Here is a 293-nt window from a genome sequence, read left to right as displayed (position 1 = left end):
TTGAGCTGGTTGTCATCAGTGGCTTCGTCAAAAACCGGAAGCGGCAGCGCTGTACTTTGCACCGATAACGTCAAGGGCCCCGATTCCCGCACTGTATCTGTATGGAAGACCGTGTAGGACACCACAACAGTGCCATCGGCATTAGCCTGCACATACTCGTAGAGAACATTCAGGTTGAATAGCTTACCGACATCACCTTGTAGCACCGGGCGACTCACCTTTGTCACGCCACCGGGTTTGCTGCCGTCCCAATGCACCTCCACTTCGTCGCCATTCTGCAGCTCCGCCTCGAG

1 pseudogene is annotated in these 293 nt (G+C 55.3%); it reads right to left on the bottom strand.

Annotated elements, in window-relative coordinates:
* Positions 1-293: pseudogene (locus tag DM374_RS32910) on the bottom strand (hypothetical protein); the annotation flags it as partial.

This window comes from Pseudomonas huaxiensis, assembly GCF_003231275.1.
Taxonomy (GTDB): Bacteria; Pseudomonadota; Gammaproteobacteria; order Pseudomonadales; family Pseudomonadaceae; genus Aquipseudomonas; species Aquipseudomonas huaxiensis.
The sequence above is the reverse complement of the archived record's forward strand: the minus strand, read 5'-3'. Positions and strand labels throughout refer to the sequence as shown.